At 69.8% G+C, this 21,723-nt stretch carries 16 protein-coding genes; 11 read left to right on the forward strand and 5 right to left on the reverse strand.

The annotated features are described in order from the left end of the window. Positions 1 to 257: 257 nt before the first annotated feature. Positions 258 to 1,037 carry a transcriptional repressor LexA gene (lexA, locus tag ACZ5XS_RS28275; protein WP_217237363.1) on the reverse strand — a complete coding sequence of 260 codons (780 nt, stop codon included), beginning with the start codon at positions 1,035 to 1,037 and terminating at the stop codon, positions 258 to 260. A gap of 575 nt (positions 1,038 to 1,612) precedes the next feature. Between lexA and nrdR the strand changes: the two genes are divergently transcribed. After that, positions 1,613 to 2,173: a transcriptional regulator NrdR gene (nrdR, locus tag ACZ5XS_RS28280; RefSeq protein ID WP_468655926.1), complete on the forward strand. Its 561-nt coding sequence runs from the start codon at positions 1,613 to 1,615 to the stop codon at positions 2,171 to 2,173. Positions 2,174 to 2,341: 168 nt separating this feature from the next. After that, positions 2,342 to 5,236: a vitamin B12-dependent ribonucleotide reductase gene (locus ACZ5XS_RS28285; protein ID WP_468655928.1), complete on the forward strand. Its 2,895-nt coding sequence runs from the start codon at positions 2,342 to 2,344 to the stop codon at positions 5,234 to 5,236. A 155-nt stretch (positions 5,237 to 5,391) separates the two neighbouring features. Here ACZ5XS_RS28285 and ACZ5XS_RS28290 read toward each other — a convergent pair whose 3' ends face one another. Continuing rightward, positions 5,392 to 5,925, reverse strand: coding sequence for a TerD family protein (locus ACZ5XS_RS28290; protein ID WP_468655930.1), 534 nt, complete (start codon positions 5,923 to 5,925; stop codon positions 5,392 to 5,394). A gap of 148 nt (positions 5,926 to 6,073) precedes the next feature. Here ACZ5XS_RS28290 and ACZ5XS_RS28295 point away from each other — a divergent pair, with 148 nt between their 5' ends. The 3 genes from ACZ5XS_RS28295 to ACZ5XS_RS28305 all read left to right on the forward strand — a co-directional run bounded on the left by ACZ5XS_RS28295 (position 6,074) and on the right by ACZ5XS_RS28305 (position 8,376). Further along, positions 6,074 to 6,679, forward strand: a complete 606-nt coding sequence (locus ACZ5XS_RS28295) for a YdbC family protein (protein ID WP_468655932.1) — start codon at positions 6,074 to 6,076, stop codon at positions 6,677 to 6,679. A gap of 119 nt (positions 6,680 to 6,798) precedes the next feature. After that, positions 6,799 to 7,458 carry a histidine phosphatase family protein gene (locus ACZ5XS_RS28300; RefSeq protein WP_468655934.1) on the forward strand — a complete coding sequence of 220 codons (660 nt, stop codon included), beginning with the start codon at positions 6,799 to 6,801 and terminating at the stop codon, positions 7,456 to 7,458. A gap of 12 nt (positions 7,459 to 7,470) precedes the next feature. Then, positions 7,471 to 8,376 carry an ADP-ribosylglycohydrolase family protein gene (locus tag ACZ5XS_RS28305; protein WP_468655936.1) on the forward strand — a complete coding sequence of 302 codons (906 nt, stop codon included), beginning with the start codon at positions 7,471 to 7,473 and terminating at the stop codon, positions 8,374 to 8,376. Positions 8,377 to 8,746: 370 nt separating this feature from the next. Here the strand turns inward: ACZ5XS_RS28305 and ACZ5XS_RS28310 are convergent, their stop codons facing one another. Then, positions 8,747 to 10,294, reverse strand: a complete 1,548-nt coding sequence (locus ACZ5XS_RS28310) for an MFS transporter (RefSeq protein ID WP_468655938.1) — start codon at positions 10,292 to 10,294, stop codon at positions 8,747 to 8,749. A 187-nt stretch (positions 10,295 to 10,481) separates the two neighbouring features. Here ACZ5XS_RS28310 and ACZ5XS_RS28315 point away from each other — a divergent pair, with 187 nt between their 5' ends. The 3 genes from ACZ5XS_RS28315 to ACZ5XS_RS28325 all read left to right on the forward strand — a co-directional run bounded on the left by ACZ5XS_RS28315 (position 10,482) and on the right by ACZ5XS_RS28325 (position 12,599). After that, positions 10,482 to 11,105 carry a TetR/AcrR family transcriptional regulator gene (locus ACZ5XS_RS28315; RefSeq protein WP_468655940.1) on the forward strand — a complete coding sequence of 208 codons (624 nt, stop codon included), beginning with the start codon at positions 10,482 to 10,484 and terminating at the stop codon, positions 11,103 to 11,105. Between the two features lie 82 nt (positions 11,106 to 11,187). Beyond that, positions 11,188 to 11,889, forward strand: a complete 702-nt coding sequence (locus ACZ5XS_RS28320) for a ribonuclease HII (RefSeq protein WP_468656036.1) — start codon at positions 11,188 to 11,190, stop codon at positions 11,887 to 11,889. Between the two features lie 68 nt (positions 11,890 to 11,957). After that, on the forward strand, positions 11,958 to 12,599 hold the full coding sequence (locus tag ACZ5XS_RS28325) for a hypothetical protein (RefSeq protein WP_468655942.1): 642 nt from the start codon (positions 11,958 to 11,960) through the stop codon (positions 12,597 to 12,599). A gap of 284 nt (positions 12,600 to 12,883) precedes the next feature. On the opposite strand, the gene ACZ5XS_RS28330 is transcribed toward ACZ5XS_RS28325, so the two are convergent. Next, positions 12,884 to 13,519, reverse strand: coding sequence for a hypothetical protein (locus tag ACZ5XS_RS28330; RefSeq protein ID WP_468655944.1), 636 nt, complete (start codon positions 13,517 to 13,519; stop codon positions 12,884 to 12,886). A 282-nt stretch (positions 13,520 to 13,801) separates the two neighbouring features. Beyond that, positions 13,802 to 15,973 carry a RecQ family ATP-dependent DNA helicase gene (locus tag ACZ5XS_RS28335; RefSeq protein WP_468655946.1) on the reverse strand — a complete coding sequence of 724 codons (2,172 nt, stop codon included), beginning with the start codon at positions 15,971 to 15,973 and terminating at the stop codon, positions 13,802 to 13,804. 175 nt (positions 15,974 to 16,148) lie between these two features. On the opposite strand from ACZ5XS_RS28335, the gene ACZ5XS_RS28340 reads away from it, so the two are divergent. The 3 genes from ACZ5XS_RS28340 (at position 16,149) to ACZ5XS_RS28350 (ending at position 21,569) form a co-directional block, all read left to right on the forward strand. Beyond that, positions 16,149 to 17,909, forward strand: coding sequence for a DUF4192 domain-containing protein (locus ACZ5XS_RS28340; protein ID WP_468655948.1), 1,761 nt, complete (start codon positions 16,149 to 16,151; stop codon positions 17,907 to 17,909). 852 nt (positions 17,910 to 18,761) lie between these two features. Continuing rightward, on the forward strand, positions 18,762 to 20,681 hold the full coding sequence (locus ACZ5XS_RS28345; RefSeq protein WP_468656038.1) for a glycogen debranching N-terminal domain-containing protein: 1,920 nt from the start codon (positions 18,762 to 18,764) through the stop codon (positions 20,679 to 20,681). A gap of 129 nt (positions 20,682 to 20,810) precedes the next feature. Then, positions 20,811 to 21,569 (forward strand): NUDIX hydrolase, encoded by a 759-nt coding sequence (locus ACZ5XS_RS28350; RefSeq protein ID WP_468655950.1) that lies wholly within the window; start codon positions 20,811 to 20,813, stop codon positions 21,567 to 21,569. The last annotated feature ends 154 nt before the right edge of the window (positions 21,570 to 21,723 follow it).

The raw sequence follows: 21,723 nt of genomic DNA on the forward strand, positions 1-21,723 counted from the left end.
GTTGGGGGGGGGGGGGGGGGGGGGGGGGGAGGGGGTGGGGGGGGGGGGGGGGAAGGGAAGGGAAGGGGGGGGGGGGGGGGGGGGGGGGGGGGGGGGGGGGGGGGTGTTTCTCCCCCCCCCCCCCCCCCCCCCCCCCCCCCACCCCCGATTCGAATCCCCTTGTCGCCGGGGATCGCACAGCACAGGGCCCCGGAACCGGCGCAGAGGTCCCGGGGCCCGGTCACAGGGGCGGCCGATACGAGCCGCCGCCGCAGCCGTCACACGCGCCGCAGCACTGCCACCACCTTGCCGAGGATGGTCGCGTCGTCGCCGGGAATCGGCTCGTACGCGGAGTTGTGCGGGAGAAGCCAGACATGGCCGTCCTCGCGCTTGAAGCGCTTGACGGTCGCCTCGCCGTCGAGCATCGCGGCGACGATGTCGCCGTTCTCGGCGACAGGCTGACGGCGGACCGTGACCCAGTCGCCGTCACAGATCGCGGCTTCGATCATGGAGTCGCCGACGACCTTGAGGACGAACAGCTCACCGTCGCCGACCAGCTGGCGAGGGAGAGGGAACACGTCCTCGACGGACTCCTCCGCGAGGATCGGGCCGCCTGCGGCGATGCGGCCGACCAGCGGGACGTACGACGCGGCGGGCTTTCCCGCGGTGTCCGTGGGCTGCGCCGATGAGGTCTGGTCGGAACCGCGCACCTCGTACGCGCGCGGTCGGTGTGGGTCACGGCGCAGGAAGCCCTTGCGCTCCAGCGCCATGAGCTGGTGCGCGACGGACGACGTGCTGGACAGGCCGACCGCCTGGCCGATCTCCCGCATCGACGGCGGGTAGCCACGCCGCTGCACTGAGTCCCGGATGACCTCGATCACCCGCCGCTGCCGGTCGGTGAGCCCGGAGCTGTCCGCCCGGATGCCCGGAGGTCGGCCCGGCAAGGAGCGCTTGTGCGCCTCGGGATTCATGGCTTCGTTCATCGCATGCACCGGCTCGAGTCGGCCCTGGGAGCGGTCCTGGGCAGTGATGATGGCACTGTCTGCGGTGGTGGTCACGTCGGCCCCTCTCGATGGTCTCCCTGCTGGACAACGGTAGTTGCTTTCGAAAGGTTGCGCCAAACACACGTTCGAGTGAAAAACCGTGAATAGCCTGACTCGATCACATGCCTGGGTGTATGGATGACGCGGCACCTGGCAGACAAAAGCGCCCATTGTTGTACTCTTCACCGCCGGGATGGCGACCTCGTGAGCGCCGGCCCAGTCTGCCATCAGCCTTCCTGGCAGCCGGGGACCGGCCCCCATCTGTGCGGGAACCCCCACGTGCCCTCCCCGTGGCGCCCACGGTATCTCCGCATGTGTCGCAGCGGTACGGCCGTGCGGCCTGTGTGTCGGTGTGGCGGTACGGGCGTGGGGCACATGCCAATACGCCCGCGACACACGTGTACGGCGTGTATGTATGGGCCAATCCCCACATGTAGTGGTTGGATTGCAGCAGCGGCCCAGAAGTTGTGGTCCCCCGGGTCTTTGAGCCCTCGGCGATCGCCTATGCTTGGGGCTGCTTCAAGGGGCCCAAGAGGCCTGAGAGGTCTCTTGAGGCTATTGAGTCTGCTGTTGAGGAGGGTTGGGAATTCATGCACTGCCCCTTCTGCAGGCACCCCGACAGCCGTGTCGTCGACAGTCGAACGACCGACGACGGTACGTCGATCCGCAGGCGCCGCCAGTGCCCTGACTGCTCCCGTCGTTTCACGACCGTGGAGACGTGCTCGCTCATGGTGGTGAAGCGGTCCGGAGTCACCGAGCCTTTCAGTCGTACCAAGGTCATCAATGGCGTGCGCAAGGCATGTCAGGGACGGCCTGTCACGGAGGACGCACTCGCCCAGCTCGGCCAGCGGGTCGAGGAGGCGGTGCGGGCCACCGGAAGCGCCGAGCTGACCACCCACGACGTGGGGCTGGCCATACTCGGCCCGTTGCAGGAACTCGATCTCGTCGCCTATCTGCGATTCGCCTCCGTCTACCGGGCATTCGACTCGCTCGAGGACTTCGAGGCCGCGATCGCGGAACTCAGGCAGCAGACGGGACCCCCCACCGCGGACGACGAGGACCGCGAAGGGGCTCTCACGGGGAGCAAGGAAGACGGCCGCGGGTCCGGCGGGACTGCTCAGGTCCCCGAACCCGCCCACGCCGCCGACTGACCGGCGGGCCGGAACTGGGCCAAACCAAACCCGGGTCCGGCCGGGCGGCGTCGGACGACGACTTGTTGCGGGCGGTATGCGAGTGGGTGCCCGCGACACCAGACACAACACAGTGCCACGGGAACATCGTGGCATTTCAGGGCGTTTTTGCCTGTACAGGGAGGCGGCATGACAGAGACGGCGAGCGGTCCGGCACGGAGTTCCCGCGCCAAGGGCACCAAGGCGACCAAGGGGCTGCGTATCGAGCGCATCCACACCACCCCCGGCGTGCATCCGTACGACGAGGTGGCCTGGGAGCGTCGTGACGTCGTCATGACCAACTGGCGCGACGGCTCGGTCAACTTCGAGCAGCGTGGCGTCGAGTTCCCCGACTTCTGGTCGGTGAACGCGGTCAACATCGTCACCAGCAAGTACTTCCGCGGTGCTGTCGGCACCCCGCAGCGCGAGGTGAGCCTCAAGCAGCTCATCGACCGCATCGTGAAGACGTACCGGAAGGCCGGCGAGGACTACAAGTACTTCGCCTCGCCCGCCGACGCGGAGATCTTCGAGCACGAGCTGGCGTACGCCCTTCTGCACCAGATCTTCAGCTTCAACAGCCCCGTCTGGTTCAACGTCGGTACGCCCCAGCCCCAGCAGGTCTCCGCCTGCTTCATCCTGTCCGTCGACGACTCCATGGAGTCGATCCTCGACTGGTACAAGGAAGAAGGCATGATCTTCAAGGGCGGCTCCGGTGCCGGCCTGAACCTCTCGCGTATCCGCTCCTCCAAGGAACTGCTGTCCTCCGGCGGCAACGCCTCGGGGCCCGTCTCCTTCATGCGCGGCGCCGACGCCTCCGCAGGAACGATCAAGTCCGGTGGCGCCACCCGGCGTGCCGCCAAGATGGTCATCCTCGACGTCGACCACCCCGACATCGAGGGCTTCATCGAGACCAAGGTCAAGGAAGAGGAGAAGATCCGCGCCCTGCGTGACGCGGGCTTCGACATGGACCTGGGCGGCGACGACATCACGTCGGTGCAGTACCAGAACGCCAACAACTCGGTCCGGGTGAACGACGAGTTCATGAAGGCGGTCGAGCAGGGCGGCAAGTTCGGCCTCCGCGCGCGGATGACCGGCGAGGTCATCGAAGAGGTGGACGCCAAGTCCCTCTTCCGCAAGATGGCCGAGGCGGCCTGGGCGTGTGCCGACCCCGGCATCCAGTACGACGACACCATCAACGCCTGGCACACGTGCCCGGAGTCGGGCCGTATCAACGGCTCGAACCCGTGCAGCGAGTACATGCACCTGGACAACACGTCCTGCAACCTCGCCTCGCTGAACCTGATGAAGTTCCTCAAGGACGACGGCCTTGGCCACCAGTCCTTCGACGTCGACCGTTTCGCCAAGGTCGTCGAACTCGTCATCACCGCGATGGACATCTCCATCTGCTTCGCGGACTTCCCGACCCAGAAGATCGGCGAGAACACGCGCGCGTTCCGCCAGCTCGGCATCGGCTACGCCAACCTCGGCGCCCTGCTGATGGCGACCGGCCACGCGTACGACTCCGACGGCGGCCGGGCTCTCGCGGGCTCCATCACCTCCCTGATGACCGGCACGTCGTACAAGCGCTCAGCCGAACTCGCCGCGGTCGTCGGCCCGTACGACGGCTACGCCCGTAATGCCCAGCCGCACCTGCGCGTCATGAAGCAGCACTCGGACGCCAACACCGTGGCCGTCCGTGTGGACGACCTGGACTCGCCGATCTGGGCCGCCGCCACGGAGGCCTGGCAGGACGTGCTGCGCCTCGGTGAGAAGAACGGTTTCCGTAACTCCCAGGCGTCCGTCATCGCCCCGACCGGCACCATCGGTCTCGCGATGTCCTGCGACACCACCGGCCTCGAGCCCGACCTCGCCCTGGTCAAGTTCAAGAAGCTGGTCGGCGGCGGCTCGATGCAGATCGTCAACGGCACCGTCCCGCAGGCCCTGCGCCGCCTGGGCTACCAGGAGGAGCAGATCGAGGCGATCGTCGCCCACATCGCCGACCACGGCAATGTGATCGACGCACCGGGCCTCAAGTCCGAGCACTACGAGGTGTTCGACTGCGCCATGGGCGAGCGCTCCATCTCCGCGATGGGTCACGTCCGCATGATGGCCGCCATCCAGCCGTGGATCTCCGGCGCGCTGTCCAAAACGGTCAACCTGCCGGAAACGGCGACCGTCGAGGACGTCGAAGAGGTCTACTTCGAGGCCTGGAAGATGGGCGTCAAGGCACTCGCCATCTACCGCGACAACTGCAAGGTCGGCCAGCCCCTCTCCGCCAAGACCAAGGAGAAGGAAAAGGCCGAGGTCACGGAGAAGGTCGAAGCGACCATCCGCGAGACGGTCGAGAAGATCGTCGAGTACCGCCCGGTCCGCAAGCGCCTCCCCAAGGGCCGTCCCGGTATCACGACGTCCTTCACGGTCGGCGGCGCCGAAGGCTACATGACGGCCAACTCCTACCCGGACGACGGCCTGGGCGAGGTCTTCCTGAAGATGTCGAAGCAGGGTTCGACCCTCGCGGGCATGATGGACGCCTTCTCGATCGCCGTCTCCGTCGGCCTTCAGTACGGCGTGCCGCTGGAGACGTACGTCTCGAAGTTCACGAACATGCGCTTCGAGCCGGCCGGTATGACGGACGACCCGGACGTGCGGATGGCGCAGTCGATCGTCGACTACATCTTCCGCCGCCTGGCGCTCGACTTCCTGCCCTTCGAGACGCGCTCCGCGCTCGGTATCCACTCCGCCGAGGAGCGTCAGCGTCACCTGGAGACGGGTTCGTACGAGCCGTCCGACGACGAGGTCGACGTCGAGGGCCTGGCCCAGTCGGCGCCGCGCGCCCAGGAGCTGAAGGCCGTCGCCACGCCGAAGGCCGAGGTCGAGGCGGTCAAGCCCGCCCCGCAGCAGGCTCACACCAGCGCCGAACTGGTGGAGATGCAGATGGGCATCCAGGCCGACGCGCCGCTGTGCTTCTCCTGCGGTACGAAGATGCAGCGGGCGGGTTCCTGCTACATCTGCGAGGGCTGCGGCTCGACCAGCGGGTGCAGCTGATCGTCGGCACCCTCAGGGTGTGAAGCCACTGTCAGGGCGGTGGCGCCGGTTCTCGGCGCCACCGCCCTCGGCGTCTTTGACGGGGCTTGCGTCACCAGCGAGCAACACACCCTGACTTGCTGACTTGCCGTCCTGAGATCGCTCCCTGTTCGGGGTCAGGGCCGGCGGGCCCGGCCCATGGTCGCCGTGAACGTCGCCGGGTCGTCCTCGAAGCCGTGGACGCCGGGCTGGAAGGTCCAGGTGCCGGACCCCTCGCGCACGAACTCCGCGACTGTCGTCGCCGTCGCCCCGAGGACGTCGCCGAAGTTGTCCTCGGCCAGGACGGTGTATCCCTCACGGATGCGGAGCGCCGGGTTGATCACGTTGACGAAGGTCGTGTGGCCGGAGCGCTGTTGGATGACGACGCCGACCACCACGCGCGCGTAGCGGGCATCCAGCCGGTCCAGCTCCAGCGTCATGACCTCGTCCCAGCCGAAGCCCTTGCCATCCTTGCTGTCGCGGTTGAGGTAGATGGTCCCGTCGGGTGAGCGGCTGTCGAAGTGCACGACATAGGCCGGATCCCCGTACGGATCGCTCGCCAAGTACGTGGCGGCGACGACGTCCAGATCGCTGGGTGGCCGGCCCGCCGGACTCGGGTCCCACTTGACGGCGATCTCGACCTTGCGGATGCCCTTCTTGAGGCCGTTCACCAGGCTTCCCCTTCCCCCTGTGGCGCCGCCCGAACTGCCGGGCCGGCAAGGCAGGTTGTCCATCCTGCCACGCGACTCCGTGCCTCTACGGGCGAGCTCTCCGTCCGAGAGTGACCTACGCCACGCTCCGTGGCCTTACGATGGCGCGGTGCTGGTCAAGTGGATTCGCTGCACCGTGGTGGACCGCCGCGGTTTCGAGCGGGGACAGCGAAAGTGGGCGGGGCTTCTGGGGGAGCCGGGGTTTCGGGGGCAGGGTGGGGGATGGAGCCGGAGCCGGCAAGGCGTGGCGCACATCTTCGCCTTCTGGGAGAGCCGTGCCTTCTACGACTCGTTCATGGCCCGGTCACACGACCGGCTGGCGGCGGCGCAGTCGGGCACCTTCAAGGACAGCCAGGCCAAGCTGTTCGACTACCGCTTCGACGTGAAGACCGGCTTCGAACCGCGGTTCTCGGACGCGGACCTGGTACGGGTCGCCCACTGCCGCGTCCACGAGGAGCGCGCCGAGCACTTCACGCTGATGCAGGAGAAGGTCTGGAACCCTGCGATGGCCGGTTCCCCCGGGATGATCCGCGGCCTGTTCGGCGAGGCGCCGGGGAACGAGTTCCTGGTGCTCTCGATGTGGCTGTCGGCCGCTGAACACGGCAAGTACCGCACCGAGAGAGTGGAGCGCCTCGCGCTGCGGGCCCAGACGGAAGCGGACGTCGCATCCCTCACGGGCGACATCGTGCAGCTCGAACCGTCCTGGACGGTGTGACGTCCGGACCTGTTACTCGTGCTCCTTGCAGTGGCCCTTGGTGCGGAAAGTGTGTGACCTACGCCGTATGGAGGCCGTACGAGTGCTCTATGGGGCCTCACTCGATCTAGGGTTTTGGCATGGCACGACCACGGCGCATCGTCCTTGTCCGGCACGGCGAGTCAACGGGCAATGTTGATGACACCGTCTACGAGCGTGAACCCGACCACGCCCTTGCTCTGACCGAGCAGGGCTGGCAGCAGGCAGAGGAGACCGGGAAACGGCTGCGCGAGGTCTTCGGCCGCGAACGCGTCAGCGTGTACGTCTCCCCGTACCGTCGTACGCACGAGACGCTGCGGGCCTTCCATCTCGACCCCGACCTCATACGGGTGCGCGAAGAGCCGCGGCTGCGCGAGCAGGACTGGGGGAACTGGCAGGACCGCGACGACGTCCGCCTCCAGAAGGCATACCGGGACGCCTACGGCCACTTCTTCTACCGCTTCGCCCAGGGCGAGTCCGGCGCCGACGTGTACGACCGGGTCGGCGGCTTCCTGGAAAGCCTGTACCGCAGCTTCGAGGCCCCCGATCACCCGCCGAACGTGCTGCTGGTCACCCACGGCCTTGCCATGCGGCTGTTCTGCATGCGCTGGTTCCACTGGACGGTCGCGGAGTTCGAGTCGCTGTCGAATCCCGGGAACGCGGAGATGCGGATGCTCGTTCTCGGGGACAACGGCAAGTACGCGATGGACCGGCCCTTCGAACACTGGCGGGATCCTGAGCCGTACGGGATCACCGGATAGAGTGACAGGGCGATGACTGCTGACTCCTCTCCCGACGGGCGCCTGGAGCGTGCCCTGGCCAGCCTGCGCGGACTGGCCGTGGGGGACGCGCTGGGCTCGCAGTTCTTCGTGCCGGTGAACTACCCGTTGCTCAAGGACCGCGAGCTGCCGCCGGGCCCCTGGCAGTGGACGGACGATACGGAGATGGCCAGCTCCGTGGTTGCCGTCCTGGCCGCCCACCACCGCATCGACCAGGACGCCCTGGCCCACTCCTTCGCCGAGCACCACGACTTCGACCGCGGCTACGGTCCGGCGGTCAACCGTCTGCTGCGGCTGGTCCGGGAGGGCGGTGACTGGCGGGAACTCGCCTCGGCGCTCTTCAACGGCCAGGGGTCCTGGGGCAACGGCGCCGCGATGCGGATCGCACCCCTGGGTGCCTGGTACGCGGACGACCCGGAGCAGGCGACCCACCAGGCGGAGATCTCCTCTTACCCCACACACCAGCACCGTGAGGCTGTTGTCGGCGCCATGGCCGTCGCCGCGGCCGCCGCCCTGGCTGCCGCCCCCGGCGGTCCGCCCAGCCCCGAGGCACTCCTCGACGGAGTCGTGGCGCTCGTTCCGAAGAGCGCTGTCGGCGCGGGCCTGCGACGAGCCCGGGACATGCTGGACTACGCCGATGCCGGCACCGTCGCGGCCGTGCTCGGCTGCGGGCGGCGTACGACGGCCCACGACACCGTGCCTTTCGCGCTCTGGTCGGCCGCAAGAGGCCTGGGGGACTACGAGCAGGCGTTCTGGACGACCGCGCAGGTCGGCGGTGACGTGGACACGACCTGTGCCATTGTGGGCGGGGTGGTGTCCTCCGGCAAAGCGGGAGCGCCGCCGGCCGCGTGGGCTGCGCAGACAGAGGCACTGCCCGTCTGGGTTCCCCCCGCCAACTGACGGGGCCTGCCGCCTGTGGCTCTTCTCGCTCGACCGTCCGTCGGAAAGGCGTGGACCGATGAACTCGCCGAAACTCTCCGTGGTCGTCGGGAACTGTGCGTGACTGCCTCGGCGTTCTCATGACATCCGCTGCGTGATGCGTGGCGGAACGCAGGCACGTGATACGGCTAGGCCGCAGGGGGTGATCGTGCAGTTCGTGACGGGGTCGGTGACGCTGCGGGGCGTTCTGGGTGTTCTGGCCATGCTTGGCGTGCTGGGCCCGGTGGCTCGCGCTCGCGCGTTCTGCGGGCGAATGGCCGGACCGTGGTCCTCGCCGTCGGTCCCCCGGACTGGGACCGGCCATCCGCAGCTTCGCACGCGACCGGTCGGCTCAGCCGATACCCGGACCCGCCGTTCCGGCGAGAGAATCCAGATCGCTCTTACGGACCTTGATCACCAACCAGGCGGTGACCAGGGCGACCACGGCCATGGCTGTTGCCGCGATGAAGCCCGTCGAGATGCCCTGGGCGAGCACCTCGTGTCCCCACGGGGCAGGCAGCTGGTGCGTTTGACTGAAGTCAGCCTTCTGCTCCGCCGAGCCCTCGGCGAGGAACTTCGGCACTTGCTTCTCCGCCTCGCTCTTGCTCGCCGAGCCGAACACCGTGGTCAGGATGGACAGGCCGAGCGAGCCGCCCACCTGCTGCGTGGCGTTGAGCAGTCCGGACGCCGCGCCCGCCTCGTGCTGGTCGACACCGGAGACCGCGGTGAGCGTCAGCGTCACGAAGTTCAGACCCATACCGAAGCCGAACACCAGCATCGGCCCGAGGACGCCACCGACGTAAGAGCTGCCGGAGCTGATCAGGGTTTGCCAGCCAAGCCCGATCGCCGCGAGCGCGGAGCCCACGATCATGAACGGTTTGGGCCCGAGTACCGGCAGGAACCGCTGGGACAGCCCCGCCCCAAGCGCGATCACGACCGTCACCGGCAGGAAGGCGAGACCGGCCTGGATCGGGCTGTACCCAAGCACGTTCTGCACGAAGAGCACGATGTAGAAGAACATGCCGAACATCGCCGCGGCGAGGCTCAGCATGATCACGTACGTGCCGGAGCGATTGCGGTCCGTGAACATCCTGAGCGGCGTGATCGGTTCCTTCGCCCGGGATTCGATGACTGCGAAGGCCACCAGCAGCACCACGGCGGCACCGAAGGAACCTATGGACATGCTGTCCCGCCACCCCTCGTCAGCCGCGCGGATGAAGCCGTAGACGAGCAGAGCCATGCCCGCCGTGGAGGTCAGGGCGCCCGAGACGTCGAAGCGCCCGGTGTGCCGCTCCGACTCGCTGATGTAGAGCGGGGTGAGCACGGCTATCAGCACGCCGATCGGGACGTTCACGAAGAGCACCCAACGCCAGTCGAGCCACTCCGTGAGCATGCCTCCCGCGAGCAGACCGATGGCACCGCCGCCCGCGGAGACCGCGGCGAAGACACCGAAGGCCCTGTTCCGTTCCGGCCCTTCGGGGAACGTCGTGGTGATGAGCGCCAGCGACGTGGGCGACGCGATCGCACCTCCCACTCCCTGCAGTACGCGTGCGGCCAGCAACTGCCAGGGCTCCTGGGCAAGGCCGCCGAGCAGCGAGGCGAAGGTGAAGAGCAGGATCCCGGTCATGAAGACCCGGCGGCGGCCGAGGATGTCGCCGGCCCGGCCGCCGAGGAGCAGCAGGCCGCCGAAGGTCAGCGTGTAGGAGCTGACGACCCAGGTGAGGTCGGTCGTACTGAACTTGAGTGCGTCTTGAATGTGCGGGAGCGCGATGTTCACAATCGTCGCGTCGAGTACCACCATGAGTTGGCAGGCCGCGATGACGGTGAGAGCGATACCGGGGTGTCCCTCCCGGCGGGCCACACCTGGTTTCTGGTTTTGAGTCAACTGAGAGGTTGTCACTATGGGTCCCCCACAAGTGCCTTAGTGAACGGTCACGTTCACTGTCGCGTCAACGGTAGTGAGCCCTGAGTAGTGAACGCAACCGTTCACTCAATATGTCGTCGCGTGGAGTGTCCCCAGCTGTCGCCGCGCGGCGCTGCCCCGCCCCCGGAATCCCCACTTTCCCCCGTACGTTGGAGAAGCTCAGATGGTTACCTCGCGCTGGACGGCCGCCTCCGCTCAGACGGTTTCCCTTCGCCGGCGCGGCCCCGTACTGGAACGCGCGATCCTCGATGCCGCCCTGGATCAACTCAGTACGGTCGGCTGGAAAGGCCTCACGATGGAGGGCGTCGCCGCCGGCGCCCAGACCGGGAAGGCCGCGGTCTATCGTCGTTGGCCGTCGAAGGAGGACCTCGTTGCGGACGCACTCCAGGCCGGACTTCCGGCTGTCGAGGAGGCCCCCGATCTGGGCAGCGTGCGCGAGGACCTGCTCACCCTGTGCCGGCGGGCGCGCGACGCGATGTTCTCGCCGCCCGGCTTCGCGCTCCGTGCAGTGATTCACGAATGCGACCCTGTGCAAGCGGAACGCTTCCATGGCGTGATCTTCGGGGGGGTCGTGGAGCCGACCCTCCGATTGCTGCGCGAGATCATTGCTCGTGGGGTGGAGCGGGAGGAGGTGCGGGCCGATGCGATGAACGGCTTCGTTTTCGATGCCATTCCGGCCATGATGATGTACCGATCCAAGGTGTGCGCGAGCGAATGGAGCGATCGGGATTTGGAAGAAATGATCGACCAGTTGATGCTCCCGCTGCTGCGGCCGAGCGGTGGGTGACCGCGGTCTCGAGAGCCGGTAAAGGCGTTCTGCGATACCGGGGTGTCGGAGAGTGATCCGGGCGGCGTACGCTAAGGGCGCCATGCCGTACGAACCGCCTACTCACACCGTCGAGCGCTCCCTGCGCGCCACGACCGGAGCGAAGGTCATTGCCGGTGTCGACGAGGTGGGGCGCGGCGCGTGGGCCGGTCCCGTCACCGTCTGCGCGGCGATCACCGGATTGCGCCGGCCCCCCGAAGGCCTCACCGACTCCAAGCTGCTCAGCGTCAAAAGGCGCACGGGGCTAGCCCTGGAGTTGGAGAAGTGGGTCACGTCGTACGCCCTGGGTCACGCCTCTCCGGAGGAGATCGACCAGATGGGTATGACGGCCGCTCTGCGACTCGCGGCGGTGCGTGCGCTGGATGCCCTGCCGGTCCGTCCCGACGCGGTGATCCTCGACGGGAAGCACGACTATCTCGGCATGCCCTGGAAGGTCCGCACGGTGATCAAGGGGGACCAGTCGTGCGTGGCTGTCGCGGCGGCCTCTGTGATCGCCAAGGTTCAGCGCGACAAAATGATGGCCGAACTGGGTATCGACCATGCAGACTTCGATTTTGCGGCCAACGCCGGGTATCCCTCGCCCGTGCACAAGGCCGCACTGGAGGAGCGGGGCCCGACCCCGTACCACCGGTTGTCGTGGGCGTATCTTGATGCGCTGCCTCAGTGGCGGCACCTCAAGAAGGCCCGCAGCTGGGTGGAGGGAAGCGTTCCAAGGATCGAGGGTCAGCTCGGCTTCGATTTCTGACGGATCCGCTCGCACTCATGTGCCACCCGCCGATGCGAGCCGTACCAACGTTTGATAAATATCAGCTCATGCCTCTCCTTCCCGAGGAGCCTCAGATTCACGAGAGTGCCCAGGGTCCCCGCGCCACTCCGGCCAGTGGCCGTACCGCGCCGACCCCTCGTCCTGTACCCGGCCCCCGCCCCGCGGCGCATCCGCGTCCGGGTCGGCCCGGCCCGCTGCGGCCCGCGCCGCCGGTGCAACACGCACCGCGCGACGCGGCCGTGGCCAAGCCCGGAGCGCCGGGCCCCGCCGCCCCTGTCGCCGCTGCTCCGGCCGCGGTGACTCCTCAGATCCAGCTGATCCCGGCCTCCGCCGAGGGCGCGCTCGATGCTGCCGAGGAAGCCGTCGACCTACTGCTGGACTCGGGTCGAGCCCCCGGTGACGTGCTGGTGATCACCACCGGCGAACAGCACCCGTGGGCTGTCCACGAACTGTCCTTCGGCGAAGCCTCCTACTGGGCGCAGCACGACGCGGCCGACGACGTCTTCTACACGGACGCCGCCGGGGCTTCCCGCGCCGCATCGCGCCCCGTGGTCGTGGTCGCCGTCAACGGCGGTCCCGACTCGGCAGCCGCCGACGCCCTGCCGCTCGCTCATGCGCGGGCCGGCGCCCTGTTGATCGTCTGTGGGAACCCGCAGCAGCTCAACTCGGTTCTGGGCACTGACGTCTGAGCCGCTTCCCGTACGCCCCGGCGGGACGCCGGGGGTGATGGAGGTGCCGCCCGGGCGGCACCTGCACGGCGGCTGCTTTGTCGTGCCGGCATCCGTACGGTCAGTGCTGTGCCTGGCTTTGCGCACTGCGGGGCGCGTGCGTGCCGTGGCTGTCAGCCACGCGGTCGGTTCGCCGTGCCGGTGCTTCGGGCTGTCGTGCGGGCTCGGCGGCGCGCGGCGGGTGCGCACCAGGCCGTACGCGTACGGCATGAGCACGCGGCCGACGTGCAGACGCTCGGCCGGTGTCAGCGAGCCGCCGCGCGGCGCAGTACCTCCGAGACGGCGCCGCCTGTGCGCGGCAGCGGAGGCGGCGCCTCGGATGTGGCGAAGGGCTCCGGTGCCGAGTCCGCGTTCGGGCGGCGTCCGCCCCGCCCCTCGCCGAGGACCTGCCAGCCGTCGCGGGTCAGTGTGATGTACGCCCCGCAGCGCAGCCCGTGCAGGGTGCAGGCGTCACGCAGTCCCCACATCCACGCGCCGTCCTCCTCGGTCCAACGCGCGTCCCCTTCACGGCAGTACAGCAGCACGGCGGTGCGCACCGGTGTGCGGCGACGCAGGTCGTGCGGAATCACCCGGCGCAGCTGGGACAGCAGCACGTTTCGGGACATCCAGCCGTCAGCCGGTGCCGGACGGCGGGTGAACGAGGCGCTCGCCCGAAGCCGCTCGTCGGCGTCGAGGACTGCCACGATCGCGGTCGTCGGCTCGGGGAGATGCCGTGTGTGCAGCCCGCTGACGACCTCGCGGGGATTGCGCAGCAGGGGGATCCCGGCAGCGGCCCACTCCGCGGGTTCGAGCATGCGGGCCAGAGGATTGGTGGATGCGGCGGACAGTTCGGCTGGCGACGATGTCGACGCCGCGGAGGACGGAGCGAATCCGAAGGTCACGGTCCTCCCTTCGGCTACGCGCCCACACTGCGGGCGGGGTCGGATTCGGGGAAGCGCACGCCGCAGCAGAGCCCTACGTGGTCACGGACGAGCCGTGCGGGGAGCGGACTTCAATTCTTCCTGTCGAACTTGGTTGCGGCAACGAGCAATTGGGCCTACCGGCCCTTTTCGAGAGGTTAGCGTCTTATATCCCTACCCGGTGTTCCGGAAGACGACGCACGGGACGTTCGAGCACGACACATCCGTACCCCGCCACCGGGCTCTCCGATGTCTGACGCGTGCTCAGCCGCGTACCGCCAGGACCAGTGGCAACACCCCCTGCGCACCGGACCTCAGGAGCAGACGGGCGGCGACCGCGAGGGTCCAGCCGGTCTCCGTCACGTCGTCCACGAGCAACACGGGGCCGTGCGCGGCATCAAGTGCCTCCCGCAGCGGTGGAGGAACGACGAGTGCTCCCTCGAGGGCGCGCAGGCGTTGGGCACTGTTGGAGCGGGGCAAGGAAAGGTCGGCCGTATGGTCCGTGTACGCCAGGGACCCGAGGAGGGGCAGTCGGCCGACCTCGGAGATCCTGTTGCCGAGAGACCGGACCAGCTGCGGCCTCGTGCGCGAGGGCATGGTGACCACGCCGACGGGACGGGCCGGCGCGTCCGGCTTGCCCGACGCCCAGCCGTCCGGTGCCTTGGCCCAGTCGGCCAGTACCGTCACGACGGCCTTCATCACGTCGTCGGGAGCGGGGGCGTCCGGGGCGTGCGGCGCGAGCATGGGGCGGAGCCGGTTGCCCCAGCCGATGTCGGAGAGCCGGCCCAATGCCCGGCCCGGGGTGGCTTGTTCTCCGGACGGGATACGGCCCTTGAGGTTGACGCCGATGGCAGGGAGGCCGGTGGGCCACATCTTGCGGGGGTCGACCACGACCCCCGCGCGCGTGAGGGAGCCGCCCGCGGTGTCCAGGGCGGTCGGGGAGACGTCAGCCGTGAAACGGGGGCCGACGCAGTTGTCGCAGCGACCGCACGGGGCCGCCTCCTCGTCGTCCAGCTGCTGCCTCAGGAACTCCATGCGGCAGCCGCTCGTGGTGGCGTAGTCGCGCATGGCCTGTTGCTCGGTGGAGCGTTGCTTGGCAACCCAGGCATAGCGCTCGGTGTCGTACGACCAAGGGTTGCCGGTGGCGGTCCAGCCGCCTTTGACGCGGTGGACGGCGCCGTCCACGTCGAGAACCTTGAGCATGGTCTCCAGGCGGGTGCGGTTCAGCTCCACGAGCGGTTCGAGTGCGGGCAGGGACACGGGGCGGTTCGCCTGCCCGAGGACGTCGAGAGTGCGGCGGACCGCCTCCTCGGGCGGAAACGCGACGGAGGCGAAGTAGGCCCAGATCGCTTCGTCCTCCCGGCCCGGCAGAAGCAGCACCTCGGCGTGCTCCACGCCGCGCCCGGCGCGGCCGACCTGCTGGTAGTACGCGATGGGGGAGGAGGGGGAGCCGAGATGCACGACGAAGCCCAGGTCGGGCTTGTCGAACCCCATACCCAGTGCGGACGTGGCCACGAGCGCCTTGACCTGGTTCGCGAGCAGGGCCTCCTCGGCCTGCTGCCGCTCGGCGTTCTCCGTCTTGCCGGTGTAGGAGGCGACCGTGTGACCGCACTGCCGCAGAAAGGCGGTGACCTCTTCGGCCGCGGCGACCGTGAGGGTGTAGATGATCCCGGAACCCGGCAGGTCAGCCAGGTGATCGGCGAGCCACGCCAGCCGGTGGGCCGCGTCGGGCAGCTGGAGCACACCCAGGCTGAGGCTCTCGCGGTCCAGTGGGCCGCGCAGCACCAAGGCGTCGGAGCCCGTGCCCGTGCCCAGCTGTTCGGCCACGTCCGCGGTGACCCGTGCGTTGGCGGTGGCCGTGGTGGCGAGCACCGGAACGCCGGACGGGAGGTCGGCGAGCATGGTGCGAAGCCGCCGGTAGTCGGGGCGGAAATCATGGCCCCAGTCGGAGATGCAGTGTGCCTCGTCGACAACGAGGAGCCCGGTGGCGGCGGCCAGTTCGGGCAGGACGTTGTCGCGGAAGTCCGGGTTGTTGAGTCGCTCCGGACTTACCAGCAGCACGTCGACCGTGCCCGCGGCGACCTCGGCCTGGATGGTCTCCCACTCCTCCGTGTTGGAGGAGTTGATGGTCCGGGCCTGGATGCCGGCGCGAGCGGCGGCGCCGACCTGGTTGCGCATGAGCGCGAGCAGCGGAGAGACGATCACGGTCGGCCCCGCACCGCGCTCGCGCAGCAGGGCGGTCGCCACGAAGTACACCGCGGACTTGCCCCAGCCCGTGCGCTGCACGACGAGAGCCCGGCGCTTGTCAGCCACCAATGCCTCGATCGCCCGCCACTGGTCCTCGCGCAGTCGGGCCGACCCGGTGCCGTCCCCGACGAGGCGGGTGAGGACCGCATCGGCTGCCGCGCGCAATTCCGCGTTGCTCGTGTGCGTCATACGTCCCATACAACAGGACGGCACTGACAGGCGGGCTCCGAGGCCGTGCCGAGGCGGCAGGCACATGTGCATGCGCAAGGAAATCAGGCGGGCGGGGAACCGTGTTTGGCGTGGCCCTGACCGAACTTATCCACAGGCGAAAGCGGAATGCGCCGATCCGCGAGATCGTCTGCGCATGACGAATCACAGCGAAACGACTGGATCCTCCGAGAACGGCGACATCGGCGGACGTGACGGATATGAGAGGCCCGAAGTCCCGGCTGCGGACGCCGGGCGCCTCCCGGCCGTGGCCGGCGAACACGTCGAGTGCGTGACGTACGACGCCCGGGGAAGCGACCACCAGCTCACCCTGCGCACACCGGCCGAACTCGCCGACGCCCTGCCGTACCTGCTCGGGTACCGCCCCGAGGACAGCATCGTCCTGGTCGCCCTGCACGACCGAGGCGGGCGTGGCCGGTTCGGCGGACGTGCCCGGCTCGGCATTCCGTCGAGCGAGGAGGACTGGGAGCCGGCGGCCCGGCAGCTGGCCCGTGGTCTGATCACGGGCAGCGAGCGCAGGGGTGCCAAACCCGAGCAGATGGTCGCCTACCTGTGCCAGGAACCGGTCAAGGGCGAGACCGGCCAGCAGGTCATGAGGCGGCTGGCCCGGCTCGGCGGCCTTCTGCGCACGGAGTGCGGGCGGCTCGACGTGCCCGTGATCGAGGCGCTGTGCATCTCCGACGGCCGCTTCTGGTCGTACTGCTGCCCGAGCGAGGGCTGCTGTCCCCCCGAAGGGCTGCCGATGGGGCTGCCCGGCACCTCCGTGCTGGCTGCCGCGGCCACCTACGCCGGACTGCAGGTGCGCGGCACGCTGCGCGAGTTGCGGGCCAGGCTGCTGCCCTGGGAGACCGCCGCCGCACTGGAGCAGGAGGTCGCCCTGGACACCGCGAGCATGTCGCAAGTCCCCAGGATGCTCGACGAGGCGAGCCGGGCGGACGTGGCGGAGGAGACGGTGGCTCTCGCCGAGCGGGTGATGACCCGGTTCGCCGAAGCGCCGCCCGTCTCCGGCGCCCTCCTGGGGGACCTGCGGGACGACGAACTGCTCGGACACGACGAAGCGGCCACATTGATCCTCGGCCTGCAGGACCGCTCGACCCGCGACCGCGCGGCGGAGTGGATGGAGGGCCACGAAGCCGGCCCGGCGTTGCGTCTTTGGCGAGCTCTGGCACGCCGCTGCGTCGGGTCGTACGGCGAGCACGCTGCGGCCCCGCTCACGCTCGTCGGCTGGGTCGCCTGGTCGGCCGGCGACGACATCGAGGCGCGGGAGGCCATGGCCATGGCCCTGGGCGCCGATCCCGACTACCTCTTCGCCCGGCTCCTCCACCAGGCCTGCAACGAGGGCCTGGACCCGGAGTCCATCCGCCACTGTCTGCGCGCAGAACGCGAGGCGCGCATGGCGCGAGCGCGTACGGAGGCAAGGGGAGGCGCGGGGGAGAGGGGGACCGAATCCGCGGTGCCACGGGAGTTCGCGGCACCAGTGCGGGGAGACGCGCCACGTGCTGATGGGGCCTCGACGCCGCAGGAGGTGAGGTCAGCGGGGGAAGCTCCCGTGTCGCTGAACGAGTCGGGTACCGGCGGATCTGGCACGCCGGTTTCGCCCGCGGCAGCTTCCCGTCGCCGTCGACGGACTCGGGTGGGCGGTGGCTCCGACGGCCGCTCTCATTCCGCCGGTGCGGGAGGACGACTGACGGGGAGGGAAGAGGACGAGCCGCACACCCGCACACGTTCCACCGGCGCTACCCGTCCCGGTGCTCCGGGGACCGGCGGTACGCGGCCACGGCCTTCGGGGCAGGAGAACGCACGCCGGCGCTTCACGGGCCAGGACAGCACGCGCCGCCGCAGTGCCCGCCCCACAGCCGCACAGGCGGGAGACGACGCCACAGAGGGGGAAGGATGAACGACCGCCGCGAAGTCGTCGGGCGACTCCGTGGTCCGGCAGGCCCACTGCGGGAGGGATGCGCGCGGCTGTGGCACGCCCTCCGCTGCCGGGTGGCGGGCAAGCCCGCCCAGGGCAATCTCCGGCACGACCGGGCTGAGCGGGTCCGGGTGAGGCACCGGGACGGCGTGCGGCTCCTGCTCGGGCGACAAGGGACCCCCTGCCTTCGCCGTCGCCGCCATTCGGTCGGCTTCCGTCGTCGCGGGCGTGACCCCGAAGAGGTCCGTCCCGTTCACCTGAGTGGCGGAACACCTGTAGGGGTGCCGCCGCACCGCCCTTGTCCCCCAGGAGCCCCGCACCCGGCGCCGACCACGATCCAGGCGCACAGAGCGCAGAGGAAGCCGCCCCTTGCATCAGCCGACTCCGCCCTCCGCCACCGACGACAGCTCCGTTCTCGGCAGTTCCGCGCCGCCCTGGAGCAGAGCCGCAAGCCCACCGCCGCAGCTGCCGGGCCCGACCGAATCCAGGGGGCAGGAGAGGCAGCGCCCGGGTGCGGATCCCCGCCGGTATCCGTCTCCGTCGCCGGCACAGGACCACCCCCGGCTCGTCCCAGGCACGGGTCCGCAACGCCGGCCGTCTGCGCCCACGGAGCCGAACCCGCCGCTGACGACGGCCCAGCCACCACGCCCCGCTCCGTCGACGACCCAAGAGCGCAGGCCGCACCCAGCCGTCTCCCGTCCGGATCGCTCGATCGCGCCCACTCAACAGGACAACCTGCCCTCGCCCTCGTCACCCCTGCCCTCACCCCCGAATCCCGCCTCGCCCCTGCCCCCTCGCCGCTCGGCCGACCTGCCCCCGGCCCACGCAACGCTCATCTGTGTCGCGCTCCCGGGGCTCGTCATCTCCTCGGATCAAGGGCAGTTGAACGGATACGGCCTGGAGGGGTTCTATCGCGCGGGCCGACGCGTGCTCTCCCGCTGCCAGCTTCGCGTCGCCGGACGTGAACCGGTCGCGGTCCAGGCCAGGACGACCGCGGCAGATCGCGCACGTTTCGTGGGCACACTGCGCGCCTCCCCGGGCGCCGGACCGGATCCGGACGTCGTGGTTGAGCGCACGCGTCACGCGGACGGCACGGAACGCATCACTCTCCACAGCGCGGCCACCCGCATGCTCCGCCTGCCCGTGGAGGTGGCCCTCGGTACGGATCTGGCCGACCTGGGAGCCATCGCGTCGGGACGGGCGGGACCCGAGCTGTCCGCCAGCGTCCACGACTCCGGCCTGCGCTGGTCCTGCGCCGGCGCGAGCGCATCGGTCACGGCCGATCCGCCGCCCGCTGATGCCCTGGCCTCGGCAGGACTGCTGCGCTGGGAGTTCCAACTGCCCCCGGGCGGCACGGCGAGCGTGGAACTGCGCGTATGCCCCGACGGCGCGGGACCCGTCAGGGCCGCGGGACGTGCCGCGACGAGCCCGCTGGCTACCGCACGGGCGTCCGGCGACCACCCCGGAGTGCAGGCCCTGCTGCACACCGGCATCGAGGACCTCCAGGCCCTGCTGCTGCGCGACCCGGCGCACCCCACCGACACGCATCTGGCGGCAGGAGCACCCTGGCGCTGCGGGATGGCACCGGTCGAGGCACTCGCCGCGGCCAGAATGACGCTGCCGCTCGGCACCAGGCTTGCGGCCGGCACCTTGCGCACCCTGGCCCGTACCCAACTCCCGGACGCGGGCGGACCGCGGTCCGGCATGATCCCGGGACCGAGGCGGGACGCAGGGGTGCATCTGCCGCCCGGTTGCACGGGCACGGAGGCCACTCTGCTCTTCCCGGCCCTCCTGGCGGAGGCCCGAAGGTGGGGGCTTCCCCAGCCGGAGACGGAGGAGCTGCTACCAGTGGCCGAGCGGTGCCTGACCTGGCTGCGGACGACCGTGGGCGACGGTACGTATCTGTGCGACCCGCAGCCCGGCGGGCCTGTCCGTTGTGAGACACAGGCCCATGCCCATCGCGCGGCGGTGCTCGGCGCCGAGCTGCTCGACTCGTGCGGCAGGCCGGGCGGCACCGAGCTGCGCCAGTGGGCCCGAGAACTGCGTACGGCGTTCTGCCGGGACTTCTGGGTCGAGGACCGTGGCGGCGGCCGGCCGGCGATCGCCCGTGCCCCGGACGGGCGTCTCGTTCCGCAGCTTGGCGCCACAGCCGTCCATCTGCTCGACACCGGCCTGCTGGGTGGGGGCGAGCAGGCACCCGGGCTGCTCGACCGGGTGCAGACCGAACAGCTCGCCAGGCTCTTCGGGAGTCCGGCCATGGACTCAGGCTGGGGCCTGCGCGGACTGGGCGCGAAGGAAGCGGGATACAACCCGTTCGGCCATCGTGCCGGTGCCGTACGGGTCCACGAGACGGCCGTCGCCGTCGCCGGTCTGGCCGCGGCGGGCTACGAGAAGGAGGCCGGTTCGCTGCTGCGGGGCGTCATGGCGGCAGCTGAGACGTTCGGTCACCGGCTCCCCGAGATGTACGCGGGCGAGCAGCGCGCGGAAGGGGGCGCACCACTCCCGCATCCGGCGGCCTGCCGCCCGTCGGCGACCGCAGCGGCTGCCGGTGTCCTGCTGCTGACCACGCTGGCCGGGATTCGCCCCGACGCCCCGGCCGGGACGGTCACGCTGCGCCCGATGCGCAGCGCGCCCCTCGGAGAGATCAGCCTGACCGGTCTGCGCGTCGCGGGCGACCCCTTCTCCGTGCGGGTCAGCCGACTCGGCCTCGCCATGGTCGAGGAGGCGGCCGACGGCCTGCAACTCGGGGCGTGACCTCGTACGACACAGCAAAGGAAGACGACCCGAGCCAAGCCTGAACCCCGACCGGACCGAAGCGGACCGGCCGCCGGTGCGGCCGACGAAAGGAGTGTTTATCGTCAAGCAGACGACTATGATCGCCGCATGCCCTACGACCCGTCAGCCTTCCCGCCCTTCGCCGTCACCGTGGACCTTGTCGTGCTGACTGTGCGCCGCCATGCTCTGTGCGCGATGACGGTGCGCCGGGGGGAGCCGCCGTTCCAGGGGCGCTGGGCGCTTCCCGGCGGTTTCGTACGGGCCGACGAGGATCTGGCGCAGGCCGCGGCGCGCGAGTTGGCGGAGGAGACCGGACTGCGCGCGCACGACCCGGCCGTTCGGGTCCAGGACAACGGGGCACACCTGGAACAGCTCGCGACCTACGGCGATCCCAAGCGCGATCCCCGGATGCGCGTGGTCAGCGTCGCCCACCTCGCCCTCGCCCCCGATCTGCCCGCTCCGCGCGCGGGGGGTGACGCGAGCAACGCTCGCTGGGCGCCCGTCGAGGAACTGCTGCAGCAGGGCGGTTACGGCCGGGACGGCGAACCCGTAGCGCCGCTCGCCTTCGACCATGCGCAGATTTTGGCGGACGGCGTGGAGCGAGCCCGTTCCAAGATCGAGTACTCGTCGCTGGCCACCGCGTTCTGCCCGCCCGAGTTCACCGTCGGCGAGCTGCGCCGCGTCTACGAGGCGGTGTGGGGTGTCGCGCTCGACCCGCGCAACTTCCACCGCAAGGTCACGGGCACGCCCGGTTTCCTCGTGCCCACCGGCGGTACGACCACCCGCCAGGGCGGCCGCCCCGCCCAGCTCTTCCGCGCCGGCGGGGCCACGCTCCTCAACCCGCCGATGCTGCGGCCAGAGGTGTGAGGCAGAGAAGCGGGGCCTCAAGGACCGACCGCATCTGACGGAACAGCGGACCGGCCTCTGGTCCCAACGGCGAACAGGAGGCCGGTCTGGGCTGCCGAGGGACTGTCGGAGGCTGCGCAGCGGGCCTTGCGGTACCCGAAAAAACGGACATAGC

It is taken from the genome of Streptomyces sp. NPDC033131 (genome assembly GCF_055578365.1).